Origin of the sequence: Frankia umida (assembly GCF_023242945.1) — a bacterium.
Taxonomy (GTDB): Bacteria; Actinomycetota; Actinomycetes; order Frankiales; family Frankiaceae; genus Frankia; species Frankia umida.
In genome coordinates this window covers 89,330-106,323 of the sequence record NZ_JALKFT010000008.1, presented here as the reverse complement: position 1 = coordinate 106,323, position 16,994 = coordinate 89,330, and the positions used below count along the sequence as shown (strand labels likewise).

At 71.9% G+C, this 16,994-nt stretch carries 16 protein-coding genes; 1 reads left to right on the top strand and 15 read right to left on the bottom strand.

The window, feature by feature from the left end:
• Positions 1-5: 5 nt before the first annotated feature.
• The 3 genes from MXD59_RS10500 to rimP are packed head-to-tail and all read right to left on the bottom strand — an operon-like array spanning position 6 to position 2,279.
• Positions 6-503 (bottom strand): YlxR family protein, encoded by a 498-nt coding sequence (locus tag MXD59_RS10500; RefSeq protein WP_248824514.1) that lies wholly within the window; start codon positions 501-503, stop codon positions 6-8.
• A gap of 7 nt (positions 504-510) precedes the next feature.
• Complete coding sequence (gene nusA, locus MXD59_RS10495; RefSeq protein ID WP_248824513.1) at positions 511-1,572, bottom strand: transcription termination factor NusA; 1,062 nt, start codon at positions 1,570-1,572, stop codon at positions 511-513.
• On the bottom strand, positions 1,569-2,279 hold the full coding sequence (gene rimP / locus MXD59_RS10490; RefSeq protein WP_248824512.1) for a ribosome maturation factor RimP: 711 nt from the start codon (positions 2,277-2,279) through the stop codon (positions 1,569-1,571). Before rimP ends, nusA begins: the two co-directional genes overlap by 4 nt.
• A gap of 480 nt (positions 2,280-2,759) precedes the next feature.
• Between rimP and MXD59_RS26930 the strand changes: the two genes are divergently transcribed.
• The gene (locus MXD59_RS26930) at positions 2,760-3,935 is read left to right on the top strand and encodes a DUF4439 domain-containing protein (RefSeq protein ID WP_248824511.1); all 1,176 of its coding nucleotides are present in this window, start codon (positions 2,760-2,762) and stop codon (positions 3,933-3,935) included.
• Between the two features lie 104 nt (positions 3,936-4,039).
• Here the strand turns inward: MXD59_RS26930 and MXD59_RS10480 are convergent, their stop codons facing one another.
• The 12 genes from MXD59_RS10480 to frr form a co-directional block, all read right to left on the bottom strand.
• Positions 4,040-4,495 carry an RrF2 family transcriptional regulator gene (locus tag MXD59_RS10480; protein WP_248812759.1) on the bottom strand — a complete coding sequence of 152 codons (456 nt, stop codon included), beginning with the start codon at positions 4,493-4,495 and terminating at the stop codon, positions 4,040-4,042.
• A gap of 41 nt (positions 4,496-4,536) precedes the next feature.
• Positions 4,537-5,634, bottom strand: coding sequence for an ABC transporter permease (locus tag MXD59_RS10475; protein ID WP_248824510.1), 1,098 nt, complete (start codon positions 5,632-5,634; stop codon positions 4,537-4,539).
• Positions 5,624-6,385 carry an ABC transporter ATP-binding protein gene (locus tag MXD59_RS10470; protein ID WP_163547003.1) on the bottom strand — a complete coding sequence of 254 codons (762 nt, stop codon included), beginning with the start codon at positions 6,383-6,385 and terminating at the stop codon, positions 5,624-5,626. Before MXD59_RS10470 ends, MXD59_RS10475 begins: the two co-directional genes overlap by 11 nt.
• Before the next feature lie 65 nt (positions 6,386-6,450).
• Positions 6,451-7,536, bottom strand: a complete 1,086-nt coding sequence (locus tag MXD59_RS10465; RefSeq protein ID WP_248812756.1) for an ABC transporter substrate-binding protein — start codon at positions 7,534-7,536, stop codon at positions 6,451-6,453.
• A 220-nt stretch (positions 7,537-7,756) separates the two neighbouring features.
• Positions 7,757-8,608: a GNAT family N-acetyltransferase gene (locus MXD59_RS10460; protein WP_163547007.1), complete on the bottom strand. Its 852-nt coding sequence runs from the start codon at positions 8,606-8,608 to the stop codon at positions 7,757-7,759.
• A 12-nt stretch (positions 8,609-8,620) separates the two neighbouring features.
• On the bottom strand, positions 8,621-9,775 hold the full coding sequence (gene ispG / locus MXD59_RS10455; protein WP_248824509.1) for a flavodoxin-dependent (E)-4-hydroxy-3-methylbut-2-enyl-diphosphate synthase: 1,155 nt from the start codon (positions 9,773-9,775) through the stop codon (positions 8,621-8,623).
• A 139-nt stretch (positions 9,776-9,914) separates the two neighbouring features.
• Positions 9,915-11,099 (bottom strand): M50 family metallopeptidase, encoded by a 1,185-nt coding sequence (locus tag MXD59_RS10450; protein ID WP_248824508.1) that lies wholly within the window; start codon positions 11,097-11,099, stop codon positions 9,915-9,917.
• A 28-nt stretch (positions 11,100-11,127) separates the two neighbouring features.
• Positions 11,128-12,351, bottom strand: a complete 1,224-nt coding sequence (gene dxr, locus MXD59_RS10445; RefSeq protein ID WP_248824596.1) for a 1-deoxy-D-xylulose-5-phosphate reductoisomerase — start codon at positions 12,349-12,351, stop codon at positions 11,128-11,130.
• A 198-nt stretch (positions 12,352-12,549) separates the two neighbouring features.
• Positions 12,550-13,833, bottom strand: a complete 1,284-nt coding sequence (locus MXD59_RS10440; RefSeq protein ID WP_248824507.1) for a CE1 family esterase — start codon at positions 13,831-13,833, stop codon at positions 12,550-12,552.
• A 58-nt stretch (positions 13,834-13,891) separates the two neighbouring features.
• Positions 13,892-15,121, bottom strand: a complete 1,230-nt coding sequence (rlmN, locus tag MXD59_RS10435; protein WP_248824506.1) for a dual-specificity RNA methyltransferase RlmN — start codon at positions 15,119-15,121, stop codon at positions 13,892-13,894.
• A gap of 94 nt (positions 15,122-15,215) precedes the next feature.
• The gene (locus MXD59_RS10430) at positions 15,216-16,106 is read right to left on the bottom strand and encodes a phosphatidate cytidylyltransferase (RefSeq protein WP_248824505.1); all 891 of its coding nucleotides are present in this window, start codon (positions 16,104-16,106) and stop codon (positions 15,216-15,218) included.
• Between the two features lie 54 nt (positions 16,107-16,160).
• A complete protein-coding gene (gene frr, locus MXD59_RS10425; RefSeq protein ID WP_163547021.1) occupies positions 16,161-16,718 on the bottom strand; it encodes a ribosome recycling factor in 558 nt (185 codons plus the stop codon).
• Positions 16,719-16,994 lie beyond the last annotated feature (276 nt).

Here is a 16,994-nt window from a genome sequence, read left to right as displayed (position 1 = left end):
CGTGATCATGGCTGGGTGCTCATTGAGCGATCATCGCTGTCTCGACCTGCTTCCATGTCGACGTCATGTGGCGCCGCCTGTGTACCTGGCCGGATGCCGGCTACCGCCGATGCCCGAGCCCTCCCTGCCGACACCCCGCTGCCGCGCGGTGCCCCTCTTTCTTTACCCGATTTCTCGGCCAGCCGGGACCCCGACGGCCGCTCCGGGCGACCAACCCGCGTCACCGGGTCGACTGCCCCGGAACCGAGCTGCTCCAGGTACCGCCTGATCCGCTCCGCCTCCAGTGGACCCGGCACACGCAGGGCCCGCGGGAACGCCTTGCGACGCTCCGCGAGCTCGAGACATGCCTGATCCGGATGCAGGTGCGCACCCCGGCCACGCAGCCGACGACGAGCATCCGGCAGGAGCTCGGCACCGTCCACGACGATACGCAGGAGGTCGGAACTCGGCGCGCGGCTTCGACATCCAATACAGGTACGGATGGGTTCCGCACGGCACGCCATCACCAGTCTATCCCGCCCGCCCCCGGGAGGGGCCGCCCGCCGCGGAAGATCGGCGCACGGCCGGGGCGTCGCCGGTCGGCTCCGCCTCCGCCGTCGGACCTTCCGCGTCGGAGTGGATGTCGATACGCCAGCCGGTCAGCCGGGCGGCGAGCCGGGCGTTCTGCCCTTCTCGACCGATCGCCAGCGACAGCTGGTAGTCGGGAACGACCACCCGGGCCGAGCGACTGGCCAGGTCCGTCACGTCGACCCGGGCCACCCGGGCCGGTGACAGCGCGCTGCCGACGAACGTCGCCGGGTCCGCCGACCAGTCCACGATGTCGATCTTCTCACCGCGCAGTTCGGCCATGACCGCGCGCACCCGGGCGCCCATCGGCCCGATGCACGCCCCCTTCGGGTTCACCCCCGCCACCTTCGACCGCACGGCGATCTTGCTGCGGTGGCCGGCCTCACGGGCGATCGCGGCCAGCTCCACCGTCCCGTCGGCGACTTCGGGGACCTCGAGCCGGAACAGACCCTTGACCAGTTCGGGATGGGTGCGCGACAACGTGACGGTCGGCCCGTGCATGCCCCGGGCGACGTGCACCACATAGCACTTGATCCGGTCACCGTGCTCGAGCCGCTCGCCGGGCACCTGCTCGGCCGGCGGCAGCACGCCCTCGATCGTGCCGAGGTCGACCAGGACCACCTTGGAACCGGCGCGCTGCTCGTGGTGCTGCACCACACCGGAGACGATCTCGTGCTCCCGATCGGCGTACTGGCCGTAGGTCGCCTCCTGGCGAGCCTCCCGCAGCCGCTGCATGATGACCTGCTTGGCGGTCATCGTGGCGATCCGGCCGAAGTCGTCCGGTGTGTCGTCGTACTCCCGGCTGGCGCCGTCGGGCCCCTGCTCGCGGGCGAGCACCGCCACCTCGCCGCTGGTGCGGTCGATGACCACCCGGGCGTCCGGCGCGGAGCCCGGGGTGTGGTGGTAGGCCGTGAGCAGGGCGGTCTCCAGCGCCTGCAGCAGGGTTTCGAAGGAGATCTCCTTCTCCCGCTCGATCCCGCGCAGTGCGGCCACGTCGAGCTTCACCGGGTCATCTCCTCACCGGCCGCGCTCTCGGCGCCGACCTGACGGCCCTCGTTGCTGGTCATCGGATCCGGATCGGCCTGCGGATCGAGATCGTCATCCGGTGCCGAGGACTGCGCATCGGTAAGATCATCGTACTCGGTGGCGGAGAACTCCACCTCGACGGTGGCCCGGGCCACCCGCTCGAACGCGATCCGGTCGATCCGGCGCGGCTGGGGACGACCCCGCCTGGCCGGCCCGACCGCCACCGAGAGCTCTGCCCCGGTCTCGTCGGCGGACACCACCCGACCCGAGACCTCGACGTCCTCGAGGTCCCGCACGGTCACCAGCCGACCCACGGCCCGCCGCCAGTGCCGCGGCCGGGTCAGCGGACGATCCACCCCGGGCGACGTGACCTCGAGCACATAGGCGCCGCCGGTCAGTGGCTCGCCGGCCGCCTCGGCCGCGTCGAGCAGCTCCGAGACGGCCCGGCTGGCCTCGGCCACCGCGTCCAGATCGATGCCGCCGTCGCGGTCCACCACCACCCGGACCACGCTGCGCGCACCGGCCTTGGTCACCACCACATCTTCGAGATCGAAACCCGCCTCGGCCAGGCTGGTCTCCAGCCTGGCCCGCACCTGCGGACGCACCACCGCACCGGAGCGCCGGCCCGCCCCGGCCGCACCCCGCCCTTTCCCCCGCCCGGAACCGGAGTCCCCCGCGCCTGACACCTGCCTTGTCCCTTCCCGCATCCGTTCATCCGATCATCTCGCCGACCCGGCTCACGGACCGCTCGACGCCGTCGACGCCACCGCCGCACAGGGCGGCGGAGCACTCGTGGCGGCCGCACGCCCGGACCGGGACCCGCGCCCCGCCGATACGCCCTGGTTCGTGACGCTCCGCGCCCAGGACCCGCCCAACCGTGCAGGGCGGGTCGCACCGGCACCGTCACAGGGCGCCGCCACGCAGCTCATGTCACGGGACACGGGACGGCCATTGAGGTGACACCCGCGCCTCATGCGCGGTGGTCGGCGTCAACGAATGAGATCCCCAGGGTACGTCCCCCCGCGGACGGGCCATCCGCCGCCCACCCGAGGCGGAGATCGGCCGGCTCACGGGGGCACTCGCGTGGGGTTCGAACACACCATCACGGGTCGCCGACGTCGGCGTGCGCGGGGCATCACCCGTGCGGTGTGCGAAGCTTGCTGACCGTGGACTCCGCGCAGCGCACACCCGCCTCCCGGCGGCGGGTTCTGGCGGGGCTGGGCACGATCGCGCTGGCCGCGGTCGCCGGTGCCGGCTGTTCCCGGACCGGATCGACCGGAGCCGGCGTGCCCGGGCGGGCCCTGTCGGCCGCGGATGTGGCCGCCGCCCGGGCCGCGGTCACCCGCGCGGCGGCGCTCGCGGTCGCCTACGGCGCGGCAGCCCAGCGACATCCGGCGCGGCGCGCCCTGTTCGAGACCCTGCGCGACCATCACGAGGTCGCTGTCACCACCGTCGCCGCGCAGGTCCCTGCGGCCGCCCCCACGACCGCCCCATCCGCCACGGCGACCGGACCCACCGGGCGCCCCACCACCGCGGCGCCGACCCAGGCGAGCGGCGAGGTACCGGCTGACCTGCTGCCGGCCGGCACCGACGACTCGCCCGCCGCGCTCCACGCCACGATCGAGACCCTGTACGGCGCCGAGAGCGCCGCCGCCACCACGGCCCGCGGCGACGCCCTCGAGGTCAGTGGGCTGCTCGCCCCCCTGTTCGCGAGCCTGTTCGCCGCCGGAAACGCCCAGAGCGAACTGCTCGACCGGGACGGCGACCCCGCCCTGGCCACGGCGACGATCACACCGACGGCCTCGCCCGCCGCGACCGCATCGGCGACATCAGCGGCCTCGGCGGCGAACCCGACGGCGGCGCGGGTGGCCGCACCGCCACCGCAGGCAGCCATCCTGCGGGCCCTGACCACCATGCTCGCGGCCAGCCATGGCGCGATCTATGCGACCGCCACGGCCGGCGGGGCGCTCGCCCCACAGGCGGCGACAGCGGCGGGCGCGCTCGCCCGCCAGCGCGCCCGCGAGGGCTGGCTGGCCCATCTGCGGCTACGCGACCAGCTGATCGCCCAGATCGAGGCGCGCGGTGGCGCGCCGGTGCCGGCGCTGGCCGCCTACCGGCTGCCGACCACACCGGTCGACGTGCCCACCGCCCTGCGCCTGCTGAGCCAGGTCGAGGACGTCTGCGCCGCCACCGCCCACGACGCCACCGCGCAGGTCGGCACCGACCTGCGGGCACTCACCGTCGACGCGCTGGCCGGGATGGCGCTGCGGGCCCAGCGGGCCCGGCTGGCCGCCGGCGCGTCGCCGGCCACCGCCAGCCGTGCCCTGCCCGGTGCGACCTGACCGGTGTGACCTGACCGACGGGCCCGGACCACCGCGTCCGCCGCGGTGCGGATCTCACCTGGTCGCGGTCGCGGCTCGGTAGAGGTGCTGGCGCGGGCGTGGTCTCAGCGCGCGCTCCACGCGCCGGGCTCACCGCTGAGCGAGGTGACGATCTCGGGCAGCCGGCCACCGGCGACGTCCGCGAGGGTCACGTTCTCCAGCACCCGGCGCAGGTTCACCCGGACGGCGATCCACACGTCCTGCAGGTTCTTGGCGGCGCCCTCGTAGTGGGCGTCCTCCGGACGTCGGCCACGCACACTGGCCAGCGGACCGTCGGTCACCCGGATCACCGAGGCGATCGTGATCTCGTCGGCGGGACGGCCCAGCTGATAGCCGCCGTCGGCCCCGCGCCGACTCTGGACGAACCCCGCCCGACGCAGGTCGGTGAGGATGTTCTCGAGGAAGCGCAGCGGCAGATCCTGGGCCTGGGCCAGCGACTCGCCCTTGACGAGTTGCCCGTCACTCGCCGCCAACGTCAGGAGTGCGCGCAGCGCGTAGTCGGCGCGAGCGGAGATCTGCATGCAGCCATTGTGCCGGCGACGTGCGCCGACGTGCCGACCGGTCAGGATTGACCGGCGTCACCACCACCATTCGCACCGCCGCCGTCGTGGCCGATCGCGCCCGGGCCAGCCGGCGGGTAACCCGCGGCTGTGGCCTCGGCGGACCCGGGCGCCGCCGTGTCCGCCGTGTTCCTCGACCGGCCGCGCTGCGCGGCGCGCACCGCCGAGTTACCCTCGGCCACCAGCCCACGACGGGCCCGCAGCTGACGATCGGCGGCGTTGAAGGCGGCGTCGACGAGCACACCGATGAAGAAGATGGTGATCATCGAGGCCATCACGCCGACCGCGTCGGTCAGATCGCGGGAGTTCTGCAGGTCCGCCCCGATCGACGGATGCCCGGGCACGATCACCAGGAGCTCACCGGCCATCAGACTGCGCCAGGCGAAGGCCCAGCCCTGCTTGAGCCCGGCCAGCACCGAGGGCAGCGCCGCCGGCGCCACGACGTACCGGTAGAGCGAGAACCCGCGGGCACCCATGCTGCGGCCCACCCGGACCAGCAGCGGCGGCACATAGTCGACGCCGTAGATCACGCCGTTGGCGATCGAGGGGGCCGCGCCGAGGATGACCACGAACAGGATCGCCGACTCGCTCAGCTGGAACAGCAGGATGGCCAGCGGGAACCAGACGACCGAGGGCATCGTCTGCAGTGAGGTGATGAACGATCCGATCGCCGTGCGCAGGATGGTGAACCGGGCGACCGCCAGACCGACCACGCCGCCGATCACCACGGCGAGCGCGTAGCCCTTGAGCGCCCGCACGATGGTGCGGACCAGCGCGTCCCAGAAGTGGCCGGTGCCCAGGCGGCTGCCGAACTCCCGCAACGCCGACACCGGGCCGGGCAGCACGTAGGTGGGCTTCCAGCCCGACCAGACCACCAGCTGCCAGACCAGCAGGAACACGACGAGCGCGCCGATCTTCGGCCAGGCCGCCGCCCAGGCCCGACCCGCCAGCGGTCGGCTCTGCGCGGTCGGGATGTCCAGCGCGTCCAGACCGGCGAGGACACCCGGGTCAAGGTCGTCCGCCGCGGTCCGGGTGTCACCCGGCGCGCTGGTGTCGCCCTTGGTCAGGGAACTCCGGTTGATGCCGATGTCAGTGGCCATGACGGCCGACCTCCTCACGCAGCCGAGTGGTCACCCGGGTGGCGAGTTCGGCCACCTGGGTCGAGTCGATCCGTCGTGGTCGGTCGATGTCGACGTCGAAGACCTCGGCCACCCGCCCGGGCCTGGACGACAGCAGCACGATGCGGTCCCCGAGCCGGACGGCCTCCCGCACGTCGTGGGTCACGAAGATGACCGTGACCCCGGTCTGCCGCCAGATCCGTTCGAGCTCGTCGTGCAACAGGTCCCGGGTCATCGCGTCGAGCGCGCCGAACGGCTCGTCCATGCACAGGATGTCGGCCTCCTGGGCGAAGGCCCGGGCGAGGCTGACCCGTTGGCGCATCCCACCGGAGAGCTCGTGCGGGCGACGGTCCGCCATCCCGGCGAGGCGGACCATCGAGAGCAGCTCGTCCACCCGGGCTCGACGTTCGGCCCGGCGGATGCCGCGCAGCCGCAGCGGTACCTCGACGTTGCCGCCGGCGGTCAGCCACGGCAGCAACGCGGAGTCCTGGAACATCATCCCGGTCCGCCGACCGGCGGTGTCCACCGTGCCGGTCGACGGGGCGTCCAGGCCGGCGATCAGCCCGAGCAGGGTCGACTTACCGCAGCCCGACGCGCCGAGCAGACAGAGGAACTCCCCGGACCGGACGTCCAGGCTCACGTTGTCCAGGGCCTGCACCTGGGCTGCGCCGGTGCCGAAGAACCGGCTGACGCCGTCGATGCGCAGGGCCGTGTCGGGCAGGACTGCGGTCATGGGTTGTTCCCCCGGTCGAACTGGTCGCGGGCCCCGGTGCTGACCGGGGCCCGCCCTACGAATGATCAGGAATCGGCGACGGTGGCCTTGCCCTGCTTGGTCAGGACGTCGTTGAGCGTGGTGAGGTCGAAGATCCCGTCCAGCTTGGCGCCCTTGAGCAGGCCAAGCTCCTCCTGGTGCTGGGCCGACAGCAGCAGCGACTTCGCGATCGGGTCCGGGGTGAAGGTGAGCGACTTCCAGGCCGAGGCGAGCACCTTGTCGGGCAGCGGCTTGCCGGTGAGCTTGCCCAGCGCGGTGTTGGCGACCGTCGCACCCGCGGCCAGGTCGGCGTTGAGCCCGTTGATCGACTCCACGTTCGCCGTGATGAGGCGCCGGACGATCTCCGGGTTCTTCTTGAGGTAGGCGGTGCGCACGATCAGCAGCGTGGTGACGAACTTGCCGTTCGTCTCGGGCCACTGGTCGGCCTCGTTGACGAGCACCTTGCCGCCGACGGCCACCAGCCGGGACGCGGTCGGCTCGGGCACCCAGGCGCCGTCGATCGCCTTGTTCTGGAAGGCGTCCACCGTCAGGGAGTTGTCCTGCGGCTTGATCGAGACGTCACCGCCGCCCTGGGTGTCGGTCCTGAGGCCGTTCTTCTTCAGGAAGTAACGCAGCGCCACGTCCTGCGTGTTGGCCAGACCCGGGGTGGCGATCGTCTTGCCCTTGAGGTCGGCGACCGAGGCGATCTCGGGCCGGACCACCAGGGACGCGCCACCGGAGGTCACCCCGGAGATGATCCGGATCGCGTCACCGTTGGACTTGATGAAGCTGTTGACCGCGGGGTTCGGGCCGATGTAGCCGGCGTCGATCGCGCCGGAGAGGATCGCCTCGGCCTCCTGCGTACCGGAGTTGAACGTCGCGGGCTTCAGCGTGACCCCGGGGCCGAGGTCCTTGGTGAAGATGCCCTTCTCGACCCCGTACAGCGCCGGCGCGTGGGTGAGGTTCGGGAAGTAGCCCAGCCGGAGCGTTCCGCTGACCTGGCCGGGCGTGGAGCTGGTCGAGTCGACCGACGAGCCGTCGCTGCCCGAACTGGAGCAGCCGACCAGCGCAAGCGCCACGGCGCCCACGGTGATCAGTGGCGTCAGAGCACGCCACAAGCGGCTCGATTTCATGTAAACCCCCAGTTCACGCGGGCGACGGCCCGCGCCATGCAAGTCGATCGAAGTCATCGGGATGGTAAGCATGCCAGATGACCCCGATGCTGGCCATGTGCGGCCATCGTCCGGACATGGTTGCGCAACAATTCACACCACATCACCACACATTCAGCGCAAAACGGACGACGCTGGCGGTTCGGGGGGTCGGGCACGGGGTCAGAACAGGAGCGCGGGGTCAGAACAGGATCGAGGCGAAGGTGTCGACCCGCTGGAAACCGACCCGCTCGTAGACCCGCCGGGCGGCATGGTTGAAGTCGTTCACGTACAGGCTGACCTTCGGCGCCAGCGCGGCGCGGGCCAGCGCGACGACACTCGCGGTGCCGGCCGCGCCGAGCCCGCGGCCACGCAGCGCCGGGTCGACCCAGACCCCCTGGATCTGGCAGACGTCCCCGGCGACCGCGCCGACCTCGGCCTTGAACAGCACCCGGCCGTCGACGATGTGGGCGAACGAGCGGCGTTGGCCGATGAACTCGGCGACGCGGGCCCGGTAGAGGGTGCCGCCGTCGGCGAGCACCGGCGACACGCCGATCTCCTCGGTGAACATGGCGATGCAGGCCGGCAGCAGGACATCCAGCTCGTCGGGCCGCACCGGCCGCACGAGCGGATCGGGGGCGACCAGCGGCGGACCGTCGATGACCAGCAGCGGCTGGTCATCGCGGATCTCGCGGGCCCGGCCCCAGACCGGCTCCAGATAGCGCCACATCGTCATGACCGACGAGGAGAGACCGACGACGGAGGAGCATCTCCGGCCCTGGCGGCGGGCCCGTTCGGCGAACAGTCTCGCCGACACCGGACCCGCCGCGACGGGCCAGAGATTGGCTCCGGAGTAACACACCGCGGCCAGATGTCCGTCCACCAGGTGGCCCCACATCTCGGCGCCGAGGCGCCAGGGGTCCAGCCCGGCGGCCTCGACTCGCGAGGCCACGAAGACATCGGCGACGGGATTGCGGGCCAGCAGCTCACGCACCGCGGGAAGATCGCGGTCATCGAGCAGACGCGTCGGCGCGGAACGCAGCGGCAGGCCCATCCGGCGGACCGACTAGCTGACGGAGACGGTGGGCTCGCCGGAGGCGGTGCCCGCGTCCGTCATCTGCTCGGCCAGGCGCATGGCCTCCTCGATGAGGGTCTCCACGATCTGTGCCTCCGGCACCGTCTTGATCACCTCGCCGCGGACGAAGATCTGGCCCTTGCCGTTTCCGGAGGCCACGCCGAGGTCGGCCTCACGCGCCTCGCCCGGCCCGTTCACCACACATCCCATCACGGCGACGCGCAACGGGACCTCCATGCCCTCCAGGCCGGCGCTGACCTGGTTCGCGAGGGTGTAGACATCGACCTGGGCCCGCCCGCAGGACGGGCAGGACACGATCTCGAGCTTACGCTCGCGCAGCCCCAGGGACTCCAGGATGGCGGAGCCGACCTTGACCTCCTCCACCGGCGGTGCGGACAGCGACACCCGGATGGTGTCGCCGATCCCCTCCGACAGCAGCGCGCCGAAGGCCACCGACGACTTGACCGTCCCCTGGAACGCGGGGCCGGCCTCGGTGACACCGAGGTGCAGCGGGTAGTCGCAGGACTGGGCGAGCAGGCGGTAGGCCTGGATCATCACGACCGGGTCGTGGTGCTTCACCGAGATCTTGATCTCGCGGAAGTCGTGCTCCTCGAACAGCGAGCACTCCCACAGCGCCGACTCGGTGAGCGCCTCCGGGGTGGCCTTGCCGTACTTGGCCAGCAGGCGCTTGTCGAGCGAACCGGCGTTGACGCCGATCCGGATCGGGACGCCGGCGCCCTTGGCCGCGCGGGCGATCTCGCCGACCTTGTCATCGAAGGCCTTGATGTTGCCGGGGTTGACGCGGACCGCGGCGCAGCCGGCATCGATCGCGGCGAAGACGTACTTCGGCTGGAAGTGGATGTCGGCGATGATCGGGATCGGTGACTTGCGGGCGATCTCCGGCAGGGCGTCGGCATCGTCCTGGCTTGGTACCGCCACCCGGACGATCTGGCAGCCCGAGGCGGTGAGCTCGGCGATCTGCTGCAGGGTCGCGTTGACGTCCGAGGTCAACGTCGTGCACATGGACTGAACGGAGACCGGAGCGTCACCCCCGACCGGGACGTTGCCCACGTGGATCTGCCGGCTCTTGCGCCGCGTACCGAGCGGTCGCGCCGGAGCGGATGGCATGCCCAGAGTAACGGTCACGTTGTCCTCACTGGCGAATCGAGAAAAGGGATCGACGTTCGACTGATTCGGCCTGTCGACTGCGGGACGCAGGGCAGTAAGACGCAGCGCGGCGGACTGCCCGGGTCGCGTCGGACCCGCGTCGGGCCACTGGTGCGCGTCACTGGTTCAGACGGATGGGATTGATGATGTCGGCGGACAGCAGGAGCAGGCTGAACCCGAACAGGACGACGACCGTGGCGTACGTGGCCGGTAGCAGCTTGGCGAAATCCACCCTTTTGACAGGTCCACGGTATCCCCGCAGCCGGCGCAGGCCATGTCGGGCCTGTTCGAAGCCCAGGACGGCGATGTGGCCGCCGTCCAGCGGGAGCAGTGGCAGCAGGTTGAAGATTCCCACCGCCAGGTTGATCGCGGCGACCAGAACGAGGAACTGACGCAGCCGGTCAACACCGGAACTGTCCGGCGCCGACACGACATCCCCGCCGATGCGAGCCGCGCCCACCACGCTGATGAAACCCTCTGGGTCCCGGTCCTTGTCGAAGATCTTACCCAGGTCGTCGAGGCGATGAGTCAGCGTGTCATACATCCCGGTGAACCCGGAGCCGATCACCGAGAACGTGTGCGGCACCGCAGCGAGCGGGCCGTAGTGCACCGTTTCGGTCCCCGGACGCACACCGAGCGCACCGACCGGATCGTTGCCGGCGGCGCCGGTCAGCCGGTTGCGCCGGACCTCGACGAGGTTCGGGGTGAGCGTGAGGTCGCGCCCGTCGCGGCGGACGACCAGCGTCGCCGGGCCGGCGCCGTGCTCGCGCACCTGGCGGGTGAACTGGGCCCAGCTGTCCACGGCCACGCCGTCGAAGCTGCGCACCCGGTCGCCGGGACGCAGCCCGGCCGCCGCGGCGGGGCCGGGACCCGCGCAGGTCGCCGTCGCCGCCACACAGCTCGTCGACCCGATCTTCGACTCGCTGATCTGCGTGGTCCCCATCGTGACCAACACCCCGTAGATCAGCACCATGGCGATGACGAAGTGCACGAACGACCCGGCTGACATGACCACGAGGCGGGCCCGGGCCGGCGCGTTGTAGAACGCCCGCGGCTCGTCCGCCGGATCGATCTCCTCCAGCGGCGTCATTCCCTCGATCTTCACGAAACCGCCGGCCGGGATGGCCTTGACCCCGTACTCGGTCTCGCCGCGGCGACGTGACCACAACGTCGGACCGAAACCCACGAAGAACTTCGACGCCTTCATGCCGTAGTGCCGCGCGGTCACGAAATGACCGGCCTCGTGCGCCACCACGGACACGAGCAGTGCGGCGGCGAACGCCACGATGCCGAGAATCTCCATCAGGCCGGCCTCCGCCGACAGGGACAGCTCACACTGCCTCCCGCTCGCTGTTGCGCCGGATCAGCCGCTGCGCGGTCTCGCGGGCGTCCCGCTCGGTGGCGAAGACCTCCTCGAGCGAAGGGTGATCGATCACCTGGTGCTCGGAGATCACCTCGGCCACCAGATCGACGATCCGGACGAAGGGCAGGCGACCGGCGAGGAAGGCCGCGACCGCCTCCTCGTTGGCCGCATTGAACACCGCGGGCGCCGTTCCGCCCCGGCGACCGGCCGTACGGGCCAGGTCCACCGCCGGAAAGGCCGTGGTGTCCAGCGGCTCGAAGGTCAGGGCCTGCGCACGGGTCCAGTCCATCGGCGGCTGCGCGTGGGCCACCCGGTCCGGCCAGCCCAGGGCGAGCGCGATCGGCAGGCGCATGTCCGGCGGGGAGACCTGGGCGATGGTGGAACCGTCGGTGAACTCGACCATCGAGTGCACCAGCGACTGGGGGTGCACGACGACCTCGATGTCGTCGTAGGGAACGCCGAAGAACAGGTGGGCCTCGATGAGCTCCAGACCCTTGTTCATCAGGGTGGCCGAGTTGATGGTCACCACCGGCCCCATGTCCCAGGTCGGATGGGCCAGCGCCTGCTCCCGGGTGACCGCGGCGAGCTCGTCGCGCCGACGGCCGCGGAAGGGCCCGCCGCTGGCCGTGAGGACCAGCTTGCGCACCTCCTCCTGCCGGCCGCCGCGCAGGCACTGGGCCAGCGCCGAGTGCTCGGAGTCGACCGGGACCAGCCGGTTCGGGTCGCCGCCGAGCGCGTCGAGCACGAGCGGACCGCCGGCGACCAGCGACTCCTTGTTCGCCAACGCCACCGTGTGCCCCGCGGCCAGCGCCGACAGCGTCGGAGCCAGACCCACCGACCCGGTGATGCCGTTGAGCACCGTGTCGCACGGCCAGGCCGCGATCTCACTGGCCGCGTCCGGCCCGGCGAGGATCTTCGGCACCGCGAACTCGCCCTTGCGGTAACCCCGCCGACTCGCCTCGGCGAAGAAGGCGAGCTGCAGGTCCTGGGCCGCCGATGCCGCGGCCACACCCACCGCCTGCACGCCGAGATCGAGAGCCTGGGCCGCCAGCAGGTCGACCCTGGACCCGCCACCCATCAGCGCCACCACCCGGAAGCGATCCGGATTGCGTCGCACGACGTCTATGGCCTGGGTTCCGATCGAGCCGGTGGACCCGAGCAGAACAACTTCACGCAGGTTCGAAGCCTCCACCACACCCACATTCTCGCAGGCCGCTCGCCGGGCCGGAGCCCCCCTGTTCGGTTCATGACAGGTACCACCCGATGATGCGCAATCGGTCCGAGGGGTAACCGTGATCGTGACGTCCGGGTCCACCCGCCCCTGCCGGTCGGCCCGACCCGTCCGGGCCGACCGGCAGGGGCCCCCTTCGCCGCCTGCCGCCGGCCCCGTTCAGCGGGCGCGCACGGCCCCGTTCTGGACGGCCGTGGTGGGCGTGACCTGCTGCGCGGGGGCGGTGGTCGCGGGTGTCTGCCCGTCGCCGTCCACCGGTGGGGCCGTGGACCCGCTCGCCGTCGGCGCGGGCGCGGTGGGCGGCGCGCTCGCCCCCGCCGGGCCGCTCGGGGCGGTCGGGGTGGGGGCCTGCGGGGCCACCGACGGGCCCGGCACCGTGGTGCCACCACCGGCGGCGGCGTCACCGCCCAGGTCGGCCGCCGTCGGCGTGTAACCGAAGAAGGTGAGCGCGACGATGGTGGCGTTCAGCGCCATCGACGTCGCACCGCGCTCCGGGCGGGCCTGGGCGCCGGGCCAGGTGTGCCCGCCGGCCTGCATGACCAGCAGCCCGACGTCGCGGTCAGCCGGGCAGCCCGACCACACCGTGCGGGACCAGTCAGCGGTGTCGACGGCCGAGGAGCGGGCACCCGAGCAGCCCAGCGCGGAGGCGTACCGGGCCAGCCGGTCGGGCGCCGGCTGGGCGACGCTGCCGGTGTACGGCGCCGCCCGCGCCGGCCCACCACCGTTCAGCGGCGCGATCGGGTCCCCCGCCCCGTGGATCTCCAACAGGCTGGCGGACGGCCGAGCGCACGACGTCGGCAGCACACTCGCCGCCACTGCCACGGCCGCGACGAAGCGACCCGGCAGCCCGCACAGCGCGGTGAGCACCATGTCCGCGCCGTCGGCGTAGCCCACGGCGAAGATCCGCTTGACGTCCAGGCACATCCGGCCGGTCAGATCGTTGAGCAGCAGCCCGCTGAACAGCACGTCGTCGGGCCCGACCGCCGCCGAACGCGGGAAGTTCCACCGGGCGCGCTCCCCGACCGGGAAGGCGACCACGAACCCCGCTCTGGTGCCCTGGTCGGCCAGGTGCGTGTACGCCTCGAGATCGAACGCGCTCTGACCGGTGTCGTGGTAGCCGACGAGCAGCGGCAGCGGCCGGGCCGCGCCACCGGCCGCGCCGGTGGGCACCGCGAGCACGTAGGACCGGGTCACGCCGGCGACCTGCAGCGTGCGGGTACTGACCCCCGAGGGCAGCGTCCGACCGGTCACACAGCCACTGGTCGGCGGCGGGGGAACCGTCGGCGTCGGTGCGGCGGACGACGCCGCGGCCGCCCGCGGACTGTCCGAACCCGCCGGGCCGCCATCGGCCGCGGTCGTCCTCGCCGGGCCCGGCCCGCGCGACATCGCGTACCACAGCAGCACCAGCAGGACGCCCACAGCCGCGACGATCGGCAGCCACACGGTGTTCGTCGTGCGGGTCCGGTGCCGCAGCGCCGCGCGACGTCGGCCCCCCGGCGGACTACCGGAGACCACGGCGCTGGGCCGGTTCGGCGGCCAGTTGGCCGCAGGCGGCAGCGATCTCCCGCCCCCGGGTGTCACGCACCGTCGTGGCGATGCCGCGCTCGCGCAACCGGCGAACGAAGGCCCGCTGTCCGGACTCCGCGCTGGCCCGCCAGGACGAGCCGGCCGTCGGGTTGAGTGGGATCAGGTTCACGTGCGCCAACTGGCCGGAGAGCAGGGTGGCCAGGGCGTCCGCCCGAGGCACGTCGTCGTTGACGCCATCGATCAACGCGTACTCGATGCTGACCCGCCGCCCGGTGCGCTCGGCGTAGGCCCACGCCGCGGCCAGCACCTCGGCCACCGGCCACCGGTTGTTGATCGGGACCAGTTCGTCGCGCAGTTCGTCGTCCGGCGCGTGCAGGGACACCGCGAGCGTCACCGGCAGTCGCTGCTCGGCCAACCGGTGCATCGCCGGTACCAGGCCCACCGTGCTGACCGTGAGGCCACGCGCGGACAGCCCGAGCCCCTCCGGCGGCTCGGCCACCAGACGGTGCAGCGCCGCGAGGAGAGCGCCGAAGTTGGCCAGCGGCTCCCCCATCCCCATGAAGACGACGTTCGACAGCCGCCGGTTGCCCTCGCCGAGGTCGCCGCGGCGCAGCGCCCGCGCCGCGTGGACGACCTGCTCCACGATCTCCCCCGTCGACAGGTTGCGGGTCAGCCCGCCCTGACCGGTGGCGCAGAACGGGCAGCCCATCCCGCAGCCGGCCTGGCTGGAGACACAGACCGTGGCCCGATCCGGATAACGCATGATCACCGACTCGATGAGCGCGCCGTCCCCGGTCCGCCAGGCGATCTTGCGGGTCTGGCCGTCATCGCAGGTCAGCGTCTTGGCCGGGGTGAGCAGCCGCGGCAGCAGCGCCGCGAGCAGCGGCTCACGGATCCGCTCGGGCAGGTCGGTCATCTGCGCGGCCGTGTCGGCGTCGAGCAGCCGGGCGAAGTAATGCCGGGAGAGCTGGTCGGCACGGAAGGCCGGCAGGCCCAACGAGACGGCGACCGCCCGACGATCCTCCCGGGAGAGATCGGCCAGGTGTCGGACGGGCCGCCCCGTCCGCCGCGACAGGGTCAGGCTGACCGACCGGTCGGCTGGTGCGGATGCCTGCGCCGTGGGGGCTGCTGGCGTGGGGGTCGCCGGCCCGGGTTGGGCTGACCCGGGTTGGGCTGACCCGGATGGGGCGGTCGAGGAAGTCATAGCGGCTCCAGTGTGCCAGCCAGCCGCTGCCCAGACGAATACGGTGATTCGCCCCGGACCCGCGGGGCAGCCCGGACGTCCAGGTCAGCCGACGTCAGTGCAGGAAGGCTGTCAGCAACAGCCAGGAGACGGGAGCGGTGCACAACAGCGAGTCCAGCCGGTCCATGATGCCGCCATGGCCGGGTAGCAGACTGCCCATGTCCTTGATACCGATGTCCCGTTTGAGCAGCGATTCGCCGAGATCCCCGACGGTGGCGGTGGCGGCGGTGGCCAGCCCCAGCAGCATCCCCTGCCAGGCATGCGCCCCCAGCGGCCAGGCGACGACCACCGCGGCGACGGTCACACAGGCGAACACGGAACCGGCGAAACCCTCCCAGGACTTCCCCGGTGACACGCTGGGTGCCAGCTTGTGGCGACCGCCGGAGAGCACGCCGGCCGCGTAGCCACCGATGTCGCTGGCCACCACCGTGCCGATGAAGGCCAGCACCCGAAAGCTGCCCTGGGACGCCCCGGTCAGCAGCGCCGCGAACCCGGCGGGGAAGCCCACATAGGCGGCGACGAACACGATGCCGGCCAGATCACGCAGCAGTCCGTCGCTCGGCCCGAGGACCCGCATGACGATCGCGGCCGCGATCGTCACCAGCACCGCGGCCAGCAGGCCGTCCAGCCCACCGAGGAAGGCGACGGGGGGGATCACGAACGCACCCACGGCCAGCGGCACGATCGGGATGCGCCGTCCTGTCAGGCGCAGCGCGCGGATGACCTCGACCGTCCCGATCGCGACCGCGGCACCGACCACGACGGTGAACGCCGCACGGACGGTGAACAGCGTGACCAGGATGATCGCACCCAGCAACGCGCCGACGCCGATCGCCGCCGGTAGGTCGCGTCCCGCTCGGGACCGCCGGGGCGGGGCCGTCATCGGTGCTTCGGGGTTCGCGCTCTGCCCGCCGTCAACCACGGTCGGGCCGTTGACTGCCGTCATGAAGGCTTTCATCCCGACGCAGAAATCCGGTTCGAACAGGGCGACCCGCGCGGATCACACTGACAGCAGATCCGCTTCCTTGAGTCGGAGCAGCTCGTCGACCTGCCCGACATAGCGGTGCGTGGCCTCGTCGAGGTCCTTCTCCCCCCGGCGGCCCTCGTCCTCACCGGCGTCGCCGTCGCGGACGATGCGGTCGATGGCGTCCTTGGCGTGTCGCCGCACGTTACGGATGCTGATCTTGGCGTCCTCGGCCTTGCCGCGCGCGACCTTGACCAGGTCCCGGCGACGCTGCTCGGACAGCTCCGGGAAGACGATCCGGATGATCGTGCCGTCGTTGCTGGGGTTGACGCCCAGATCCGAGTCCCGCACGGCCTTCTCGATCGCCGCCAGTGACGACTTGTCGTACGGCGTGACGATCACCATGCGTGGCTCGGGGATGTGGAACGACGCGAGCTGCTGCACGGGTGTCAGGGCACCGTAGTAGTCCACCACGATCTTGGAGAAGACCGCGGGGGTGATGCGGCCGGTACGGATGTTCGCGAAGTCCTCCTTGGCGACCGTGACGGCCTTCTCCATCTTCTCCTCAGCATCGAGAAGTGTGTCGTCGATCACCGCAGTTCCTTCCGTCCGCTGCTCGCTACGATCACGATGCTCGCACAGCCGTCCGACGCAGTGTCCCGTACCGGCTCACCGCCGGGTGGCCCGGGGTGGCACGCCACGGTCGATGAATCCCACCCGCCGGTGGGTGCCGGCCGGTGCTCCGGCTGGAGGCCCGACCGGAGTACCGGCCAGGGCCCGGCAACGCGAAACCGGCGGGTGGTCAGGTCGACCACCCGCCGGCTGGTCCGGTCTGATCCGATCCGCGGTTCCCCGCGGCCGACCGGATCA